Origin of the sequence: Sphingomonas sp. (assembly GCF_019746015.1) — a bacterium.
In the GTDB taxonomy this organism is placed as follows: Bacteria; Pseudomonadota; Alphaproteobacteria; order Sphingomonadales; family Sphingomonadaceae; genus Sphingomonas.
The window spans coordinates 1-9,156 of sequence record NZ_JAIESM010000028.1 but is presented as its reverse complement, the minus strand read 5'-3'; the positions used below and the strand labels follow the sequence as shown (position 1 = coordinate 9,156).

10 protein-coding genes and 1 pseudogene are annotated in these 9,156 nt (G+C 68.9%); 5 read left to right on the top strand and 6 right to left on the bottom strand.

The genetic code is table 11. The annotated features are described in order from the left end of the window. Positions 1-602 (top strand): TetR/AcrR family transcriptional regulator (locus tag K2Y03_RS04210; RefSeq protein WP_294088501.1); only part of this gene is annotated, 602 nt, incomplete at its 5' end. Between the two features lie 50 nt (positions 603-652). Here K2Y03_RS04210 and K2Y03_RS04205 read toward each other — a convergent pair. The 5 genes from K2Y03_RS04205 to rpmF form a co-directional block, all read right to left on the bottom strand. Next, on the bottom strand, positions 653-964 hold the full coding sequence (locus K2Y03_RS04205) for a MerR family transcriptional regulator (protein ID WP_294088499.1): 312 nt from the start codon (positions 962-964) through the stop codon (positions 653-655). A gap of 1 nt (position 965) precedes the next feature. Further along, positions 966-1,265 (bottom strand): integration host factor subunit alpha, encoded by a 300-nt coding sequence (locus K2Y03_RS04200; protein ID WP_294088497.1) that lies wholly within the window; start codon positions 1,263-1,265, stop codon positions 966-968. A 94-nt stretch (positions 1,266-1,359) separates the two neighbouring features. Next, on the bottom strand, positions 1,360-2,319 hold the full coding sequence (locus K2Y03_RS04195; RefSeq protein ID WP_294088495.1) for a beta-ketoacyl-ACP synthase III: 960 nt from the start codon (positions 2,317-2,319) through the stop codon (positions 1,360-1,362). Next, on the bottom strand, positions 2,316-3,338 hold the full coding sequence (gene plsX, locus K2Y03_RS04190) for a phosphate acyltransferase PlsX (RefSeq protein ID WP_294088494.1): 1,023 nt from the start codon (positions 3,336-3,338) through the stop codon (positions 2,316-2,318). The genes K2Y03_RS04195 and plsX overlap by 4 nt, the downstream gene beginning before the upstream one ends. A 30-nt stretch (positions 3,339-3,368) precedes the next feature. Continuing rightward, positions 3,369-3,548 (bottom strand): 50S ribosomal protein L32, encoded by a 180-nt coding sequence (rpmF, locus tag K2Y03_RS04185; RefSeq protein ID WP_294088493.1) that lies wholly within the window; start codon positions 3,546-3,548, stop codon positions 3,369-3,371. 205 nt (positions 3,549-3,753) lie between these two features. Between rpmF and K2Y03_RS04180 the strand changes: the two genes are divergently transcribed. Genes K2Y03_RS04180 through purH form a run of 4 tightly spaced genes read left to right on the top strand, consistent with a single transcriptional unit; the run spans position 3,754 to position 8,285 of the window. Beyond that, positions 3,754-4,194: an MAPEG family protein gene (locus K2Y03_RS04180; protein ID WP_294088492.1), complete on the top strand. Its 441-nt coding sequence runs from the start codon at positions 3,754-3,756 to the stop codon at positions 4,192-4,194. 59 nt (positions 4,195-4,253) lie between these two features. Further along, positions 4,254-4,913, top strand: a complete 660-nt coding sequence (rpe, locus tag K2Y03_RS04175) for a ribulose-phosphate 3-epimerase (protein ID WP_294088490.1) — start codon at positions 4,254-4,256, stop codon at positions 4,911-4,913. Positions 4,914-4,918: 5 nt separating this feature from the next. Then, entirely contained in the window at positions 4,919-6,667 is a 1,749-nt protein-coding gene (locus K2Y03_RS04170) for a heparinase II/III family protein (RefSeq protein ID WP_294088488.1), read from the top strand. Between the two features lie 13 nt (positions 6,668-6,680). Next, positions 6,681-8,285, top strand: coding sequence for a bifunctional phosphoribosylaminoimidazolecarboxamide formyltransferase/IMP cyclohydrolase (gene purH / locus K2Y03_RS04165; protein WP_294088487.1), 1,605 nt, complete (start codon positions 6,681-6,683; stop codon positions 8,283-8,285). Positions 8,286-8,429: 144 nt separating this feature from the next. Here purH and K2Y03_RS04160 read toward each other — a convergent pair. Then, positions 8,430-9,156, bottom strand: a pseudogene (locus K2Y03_RS04160) (lipopolysaccharide biosynthesis protein); the annotation flags it as partial.

Here is a 9,156-nt window from a genome sequence, read left to right as displayed (position 1 = left end):
CACGCGCGCCACAGGACCGCACGCCCCGCACCGATCGCGGCCGCAAGACGCTGCGCGCGCTGCTTGACGCGGCCCGCGCCGAATTTGGCGAGCGGGGCTTTCATGATGCCTCGATCAGCAGCATCACCCGGCGCGCCGGCATCGCGCTGGGCAGCTTCTACACCTATTTCGACAGCAAGGACGCGCTGTTCCGCGCGCTGGTGCGCGACATGTCCGATCAGGTGCGCGACCATGTCGCCCCGCGCCTGAAGTCAGCGCCCGACCAGATCGCCGCCGAACAGGCCGGGCTGCAGGCGTTCATCGAGTTCGTGCGCACGCACAAGGAAATCTACCGCATCATCGACGAGGCCGAATTCGTCGACCCCGACAGTTTCCGCGCGCATTACCAGACCACGGCGGAGCGCATTGCCCAGCGCCTGTCCGCCGCCGTCGCGCGCGGCGAGCTGCGCCCGATCGATGCCGAGCTGCACGCCTGGGCGATCATGGGGATGAACGTGTTTCTGGGGCTACGCTACGGCGTGTGGGGCGCCGAGCGGACGGCGGAGGACATTGGCGAGACGGTCGCCGCGCTGCTCGCCCGGGGGCTGGCGGTGCCTGCCTAGGCGGGTGTCGGCTTCGGTGAAACGGTTTCGGCACCAGCCGTAAACAAACCTTACGCCGCGTCGGCCGCCAGCGCCTGGGCCAGCGCGTCGCGGATCGCGCGCAAGCTCTCCGGCCGGCGGGTTTCGCGCGCGAGCAGGGCCTGCACCCCGCGAATCGTATAGCCATCGCGGCTCAGCAGCGTGTGGATGCGCCGCACCAGCGCCACATCATCGGGCGAATAATAGCGCCGCCGCCCGGCGCGGGTGAGCGGGCGGAGCTGCTCGAACCGGCTCTCCCAATAGCGCAAGATGTGCCGTTCGACGCCGATTTCCTGGCTCAGCTCGCCAATCGTGCGATAGGCGCCCGGTGCCTTTTCAGGCACCCTATCCTGCCTCGACAATGCGTTCGCGCATCATCTGGCTGGCGCGGAAGGTCAGCACCCGGCGCGGCGCGATCGGCACTTCAACGCCGGTTTTCGGGTTGCGGCCGATCCGTTCGCCCTTTTCGCGGATGACGAAGGTGCCAAAGCCCGAAATCTTCACATTCTCGCCCGCCGCCAGCGCATCGCTCATCAGCGCCAGAATCCGCTCGATCATCCGTGCCGAGTCGATGCGCGACAGGCCCACTTCACGGTGCAGCGCTTCGGCCAGATCGGCCCGGGTAAGTGTTTCGGCTGACGCCATCGCATCGCTCCCCTATGTTTCCATAAGAGTCGGCTGATATCACAGACTTAGGATTGAACAAAGCCTTTGTTACGATGGCGTCACAAATGGCCGGTCAATAGCGCACGACCGCCGCGCCCCAGGTGAAGCCGCCACCCATCGCTTCCAGCACCAGCAGATCGCCGCGCTTGATGCGTCCGTCGCGCACCGCCGTGTCGAGCGCCAGCGGCACCGATGCGGCCGAGGTGTTGGCGTGGCGATCGACCGTCACGATCACCTTTTCCGGCGGCAGGCCGAGCTTCTTCGCGGTCGCGTCCAGAATCCGCGCATTGGCCTGGTGCGGCACCACCCAGTCGACATCGGCAGCGGTGTAGGGCGTTGTCGCCAGCGCTTCCTCCATCACCTCCGCCAGGTTGACGACGGCGTGGCGGAACACCTCGCGCCCCTTCATCCGCAGCTTGCCGACGGTGCCGGTGGTCGACGGGCCGCCATCGACATAGAGCAGATCATTGTAGCGCCCGTCGGCGTGGAGCCGCGTGGTCAGCACGCCGCGCGTCTCGTCCTCGCTGGCGTCGAGCACGATGGCGCCGGCGCCATCGCCGAACAGCACGCAGGTGGTGCGATCTTCCCAGTCGAGCAGGCGGCTGAAGGTTTCAGCACCGATCACCAGCGCGCGCCGGGCCGATCCTGCACGGATCATGCTGTCGGCCACCTGCAGCGCATAGAGGAAGCCCGAGCACACCGCGGCGACGTCGAACGCGACGCAATCCGCGATGCCCAGCAGATGCTGGATGCGGGTGGCGGAGGCCGGAAAGGTCTGGTCGGGCGTGGCCGTGGCCAGCACGATCAGGTCGACCGTGTCGGCCGCCACGCCGGCTGAGGCCAGCGCCTGGCGCGCGGCTTCGGCGCCCAGTGTCGCGGTGGTCTCGCCCTCGCCCGCGATGTAGCGGTTGCGGATACCGGTGCGCTCGACGATCCACTCGTCAGACGTGTCGACCCGCTCGGCCAGTTCGGCGTTGGAAACGGCGCGTGCCGGCAGTGCCGCGCCGGTGCCGGTGATGATTGCCCGGGTCATGCCGCCTGCGATTCGAAATTGCCCAGATCGTCGCTGATCCGGCGAATCAGATCGTCGCGGATCAGCTTTGCCGCCAGCGCGATGGCGTTGGCGACCCCGGCCTGGTTGGCGCTGCCATGACTTTTCACCACCAAGCCGTTCAAGCCCAGAAACACGGCACCATTATGGTTGTTGGGGTCCAGATGGTCGCGCAGCAGCTCGGTCGCCGGGCGCGAGATGAGGAAGCCGACCTTGGAACGCAGCGACGAGCTGAACGCGCGCTTGAGCAGATCGGCCACGAAGCGGGCGGTGCCTTCCACCGTCTTCAGCGCGATATTGCCCGAAAAACCGTCGCACACGACGACATCGACATCGCCCTGCGACAGGTGGTTGCCCTCGACAAAGCCGGTGAAGCGCATCGGCAGATGGGGCGCGGATTTCAGCCGGGCGGCCGCGTCGCGGATATTGTCGGTGCCCTTCATGTCCTCGGTGCCGATGTTCAGGAGCGCCACGCGCGGCGCCGGCAGGTCGAAGCTGGTGCGGGCATAGGCCGCGCCCATCACCGCGAACTGAACCAGATTGGCGGCGTCGCACTCGGTGTTGGCGCCCAGGTCCAGCATCACCACGTCATTGGCGCCCAGCGTCGGCATCGCGGCGGCCAGTGCCGGCCGGTCTATCCCCGGCAGGGTGCGCAGCGACAGCTTGGCCATCGCCATCAGCGCCCCGGTATTGCCGGCAGAAACCGCAGCGGCGGCACGCCCCTGCTTCACCAGATCGACGGCAACGCCCATCGACGTGGTCTTGGCCCGTCGCAGCGCCAGGCTGGGCTTTTCACCCGAATCGACAGTGTCGGCGGCGTGGACGATTTCCGCGCCGGCAAGTGCGGGGTGGCGCGCCAGTTCGGCGCGCAGCCGGGCTTCATCACCCACCAGAATCAGCTGCTGGCCACTGCACCGGGGCAGCGCCTGTGCCGCACCGGCCAGCATCACGGCCGGGCCGCCGTCGCCGCCCATTGCATCGATGGCGATCCGGGCGTGCATCAGCGGCTCCGCCCCCCGGCGCGCAAGATGTTAGCCGCCCACCGCGATGATCTGACGGCCATTATAGTGGCCGCACGCATGGCAAACGACATGCGGGCGCTTCAGTTCGCCACAATTGGGGCATTCCTGGAATGCATCGGCGCTGATCGCGTCATGGGCACGGCGCATGCCGCGCTTGGAGGGCGAGGTTTTTCGCTTGGGAACGGCCATTTCGGCACCTGGACTTTCGGTTGACTAAGGTTGTTTCGGCGGCGAATAGGCCCGCGTGCCGGGGGATGCAACGGCGAATCAGCCGCCGAAAAGCCTCCAGCGGCGCAGGGCTATGCGAAGCGCGCCCCTATACCGATTTTCGCACGCGTTGCAAGCCGGGCCCCGGCTTGGCATCACGGCGCCTGCACCTATCAGGGGGAAACCAATGTCGATTGCCATTTTGCCCGTCACGCTGACGGCGGCCGGGGCGGCCGCGCTGATCAATCTCTGGCTGGCGATTCGCGCCGGCGCGTCGCGTTCGGCGATTGGCGGCGGGCTGGGCGATGGCGGCAATGCCCGCGTGCTGGCCCGCACCCGCGCCCATGCCAATTTCGCCGAATATACCCCCTTCGTGCTGATCCTGATCGCAGTGATCGAGCTGGCGGAGGGAACCAGCCTGTGGCTGGCGATCGTCAGCGGCGCCTATTTCGTCGCCCGCCTGGCGCATCCCTTCGGCATGGACGGGACCTTCAAGCAGGGGCGGTTCGTCTCCACCATCGTGTCGCTGCTGGTGCTGCTGGGGCTGGGCGGCTATGCGCTGAGCCTGCCCTACCGGCTGGCCAAGCCCGCGCCGGTGGCCGTGGAGGCGCCGCCCTCGCGCGGCTGAGCCAAACCGGGCGCGCCAATGGCTTGCGGCGGGCGGCGACCATGATAGAGGCCTGCACCATGCCCCAGCCGGTCCGCATTGCGCCCTCGATCCTGTCCGCCGATTTTGCCCGGCTGGGCGAGGAAATACGCGCGATCGACGCGGCCGGCGCCGACTGGATCCATGTCGATGTGATGGACGGGCATTTCGTGCCCAACATCACCATCGGCCCGGCCGTCATCAAGGCGCTGCGCGCGCACACCGCCAAGCCGTTCGACGTGCATCTGATGATCAGCCCGGTCGATGCCTATCTGGACGCTTTTGCCGAGGCGGGCGCCGACACCATCACCGTTCATCCCGAGGCCGGCCCGCACCTCCACCGCACGCTGCAGCGGATCAAGGCGCTCGGCAAGCGGGCGGGCGTGGTGCTCAATCCGGCGACGCCCGCCAAGATGCTCGACTATGTGCTGGAAGAGGTCGATCTGGTGCTGGTGATGAGCGTCAATCCCGGCTTTGGCGGGCAGCGCTTCATCGCCTCGCAGCTGCGCAAGATCGCCGCGATCCGCAAGCAGATCGACCAGCTTGGCAAGCCCATCGACCTGGAGGTGGATGGCGGCGTCGATGCCGAGACCGCGCGCCAGTGCCGCGACGCCGGGGCCGATGCGCTGGTCGCCGGCACTGCCGTGTTCAAGGGCGGCCCGGCCGCCTATGCCGCCAATATCGCCGCGCTGCGGGGCTGACATCCATGCCCGCGCCCGAGCCACCGCCCGCGCACCGGGATGCCATTGCCGACAGCATCGAGCAGGGCAAAAGGCTGATCCGCATTGGCGGCGACAAGGGGCTGTCGCTGGCCGAACAGCTGGCGGAACGGCTGAACCGGCTGGCGTGGCGCACCCCGCTGCACGGCCTGCGGCTGCAGGGCAAGGAGCCGCTGAAGCTGGTCGCGGTGCCCGACGATCCGGTGCTGGGCGATCTGGCGCGCGGCCAGGCGCTGCTCGACGGGCGGATCGAGTTTCTGGGCGAAGGGCGCGCGATTGCCGCGCTCAACTTCGCCAAGCCCGACTGGTCGCCGCGCTTTGCTACCTATCTGCACAGCTTTGCCTGGCTGCGCGACCTGTCGAGCGTGGCCACGCGGGCGGCCGGCGCGCCGATTGCCGAACATCTGGCGCGCGGCTGGCTGGCCGCCCATGCCGGCACGATCTCGGCGCCGGCGTGGCGGCCCGATCTGCTGGGCTGGCGCACGCTCTATTGGGCCGCGCACGCGCCGCTGCTGCTGTCCAGCACCGATCTTGACTATCGCGCGCGGCTGCTGGCGGCGATGGCGCGCGGCGCCCGCCATCTGGACCGCAGCGCCGACAAGGCACCGGCCGGCGTCGGGCGGGTGGCGGCATGGTGCGGGGTCGTTACCGCCGGGCTGCTGATCGCCGGCGGCGAGACCCGGCAAAAGGCGGGCGAGGCGGGCCTGCAGCGCGCCATCGCCGGCGCCGTGCACAGCGATGGCGGCAATGTGCAGCGCGCGCCGGCTGCGCAGGTGGAGATGATCACCCTGCTCGCCATGCTGCGCGAGGCCTATGCCGCCCGCCGGCTGGAGCCGCCCGGCTTTGTCGGCGAGACGCTAGCGCTGATGGTGCCGGCGCTGCTCGCGCTGCTGCACGGCGACAAGGCGCTCAGCAGCTGGCAGGGCGCCGGGCCGATGGCGGCGGAGGCGCTGGCCGCGGTGATCGAGGCATCGGGCGTGCGCACCCGGCCGCTGAAGCACGCGCGCGACTGGGGCTATCAGCGGCTGTCCTCCGGCAACACGGTGCTGATCCTGGATGCGGCCCCGCCGCCGGTCGCGCGGCTGGCCGATGGCGGCTGCGCCTCCACGCTGGCGTTCGAACTGTCGGACGGGCCGCACCGGCTGATTGTCAATTGCGGCGGCGCCCGCTTCGTGACGGCGCGCCTGCCCGACAAGCTCGCCCATGGCCTGCGCACCACCGCTGCCCATTCGACCCTGGTGGTGGGCGACAGCAATTCAACCGCGATCCACGCCGATGGTGCGCTGGGCCGCGGGGTGAGCGCGGTCGAGCTCAGCCGCCAGGAAAGCGAGACGATGAGCCGGATCGAGGCGAGCCATGACGGCTATGCCCGGCGCCACGGCTTCGTCCACCGCCGCCAGCTGGTGCTGTCTGCCGACGGGCGCGAGCTGCGCGGGGAGGACATGCTGCTGCCCGCCGGGCGGCGCGCCAAGGCGGCCACCACCCCCTTTGCCGTGCGCTTTCATCTGGGGCCGGGGGTGCAGGCCTCGCCCACCGCCGATGGCCAGGCCGCAGTGCTGCGACTGCCCGGCGGCACTTTGTGGCAGTTCCGCTGCAAGGGCGGCACGATGGCGGTGGAGGACAGTCTGTGGATCGATGGCAATGGCCGGCCGGTGACGATACAGCAGCTGGTGGTCAGCGCCGCCGCCGCGGCCGGGGGCGCCAATGTCAGCTGGGCGCTGAAACGCGCGCGATAGGGGAGACGAAGGCATGAGCGCAGTGCAGATCAGGCGGGCGTTGCTGTCGGTTTCGGACAAGACGGGCATCGTCGCGCTGGCTGAGGCGCTGGCCCGGCAAGGCGTGGAGCTGGTATCGACCGGCGGCACCGCGCAGGCGCTGCGCGACGCCGGGCTCGCCGTGCGCGACGTGAGCGACCTGACCGGCTTTCCCGAAATGATGGACGGGCGGGTAAAGACGCTCCACCCGATGGTGCATGGCGGCCTGCTGGCGGTGCGCGACGACCCCGCCCATATGGCGGCAATGGCCGAGCATGGCATCGGCGCGATCGACCTGGTGGTGGTGAATCTCTATCCGTTCGAGGCCACTGTCGCCAAAGGCGCGGCGCGCGACGAGATCATCGAGAATATCGATATCGGCGGCCCGTCGATGGTGCGATCGGCGGCGAAGAACCATGCGCATGTGGCGATCGTCACCGATCCGGCCGATTATGCGCTGGTTGCCGGCGGTACCACCACGCTGGCAGACCGCATCCGGCTGGCGGCAAAGGCCTATGCCCACACAGCTGCCTATGACGCCGCGATCGCCAACTGGTTCGCCTGGAACGACGCCTATACCCATCCGCTTGGCGCAGACGCGCTGGGGGCAACGCCGTTCACCCCGGTGATGCCGATCGCGTTCACGCGCAAGGAGACGCTGCGCTATGGTGAGAATCCGCACCAGATGGCGGCGCTCTATGTCGGGCAGGCCGTCGGCGCCGGCGGCATTGCCAGGGCCGAGCAGGTGCAGGGCAAGGAGCTGAGCTACAATAATTATAACGATGCCGATGCCGCATTTGGGCTGATCAGCGAGTTCCGCGACGGCCCGCCGACCGTGGTGATCGTCAAGCACGCCAATCCATGCGGTGTCGCCAGTGCGCCTACGCTCGTTGAAGCCTATCGCGCGGCGCTGGCGTGCGACAGCGTGTCGGCCTTTGGCGGCATCATCGCGGTCAACCGCCCGCTCGATGGTGAGACGGCCGCTGCGATGACCGAAATCTTCACCGAAGTGGTGGTCGCGCCCGGCGCCGATGCTGAGGCCCGCGCAATCTTTGCGCAGAAAAAGAATTTGCGGCTGTTGATCGCCGGCACGCTGCCCGATCCGGCGCGCGCCGGCTTCACGCTGAAGACGATCACCGGCGGGCTGCTGGTCCAGTCGCGCGACAATGGCATGCTGAGCGAGGCGATGCTGAAGGTGGTCAGCAAGCGCGCGCCCACGCCCCAGGAACTGGCCGATTGCCGCTTTGCCTGGACGGTGGCGAAGCATGTGAAGTCGAACGCCATCGTCTATGCGCGCGGTGGCGCCACCGCCGGCATCGGCGCGGGGCAGATGAACCGGCTGGAATCTGCGCGGATCGCGGCGTGGAAGGCAAAGGATGCGGCCGACAAGGCCGGCTGGCCGGCGCCGCGCACGATCGGGTCGGCGGTTGCCTCCGACGCGTTCTTCCCGTTTGCCGACGGGCTGCTCGCCGCGATCGAGGCAGGCGCCACCGCTGTCATCCAGCCGGGCGGCTCGATCCGCGACGATGAAGTGATCGCCGCCGCCGACGCCGCCGGCGTGGCGATGATCTTCACCGGCATGCGCCACTTCCAGCACTGAGCGTCTGATCCGAAACGCTGTTTCGGATCGTCCGGCACCGGCCCGCTCCCCCGCCCGGCCGCCCACGAGAGTAGCCTGAATGGGCGGCCGGGCGGGGGAGCGGGCCGGCGCCGCCTCGAAATTCGCTCCCTCGCGAATTTCGAATCAGCCGCCGGCGCGCGGCATCCGGGCGAACAGCGCGCGGTCCTCCGCGCGGAAGGCAAAGCGCCACAGGATGAACAGATAGCTGCCGGCAATCGCGGGCAGGCCGAACACCAGCTCGGCCCATTCCAGCCGGTGCGGCAGCGAGGTGAAAATGGTGCCCACCGCCACCGCCACCAGCGCAGCCCCGGCCAGCTGCCAGCGCCAGCCCGACACCCGCGCCCCCAGCAGCCGGGCAAGCAGGGTGGATTTGACGAACGAGGTCAGCGCCAGCGACACCATCAGCGCCAGCGCCGGCCCCGCCGCCTGATAGCTTTGCGGCCAGCCCAGCCGGCGCATCACCATGATGAACGCAAAGCTCAGGCCCACCTGCACGCCCAGCATCACGCCCGAAATCAGCAGGTTGCGGTGCCGCGCGACATAGATCAGCGCCGATTCGCTGACCGAGGCGGTCGCCGCCAGCACCTCGGCAATCAGCAAAAAGGCGAGTGCGGCCGTGCCCGCCACGAATTGCGGCCCGACCGTGCCCATCACTGCCTCGCCCGGAATCGACCCCATCAGTGCCAGGCACCCCTGCGCCGCCATGATCCAGAAACCGACCTGGCGCACCTGTGCCGCCACGGCCGCGCGGTCACCGGCGGCCAGGCTCTGGGTGATCACCGGGCCAAGGATCGGGTCGAAGCTGGTCTTCAGCCGGCCGGGCAGCGAGGCGATCTGCTGTGCGACATAA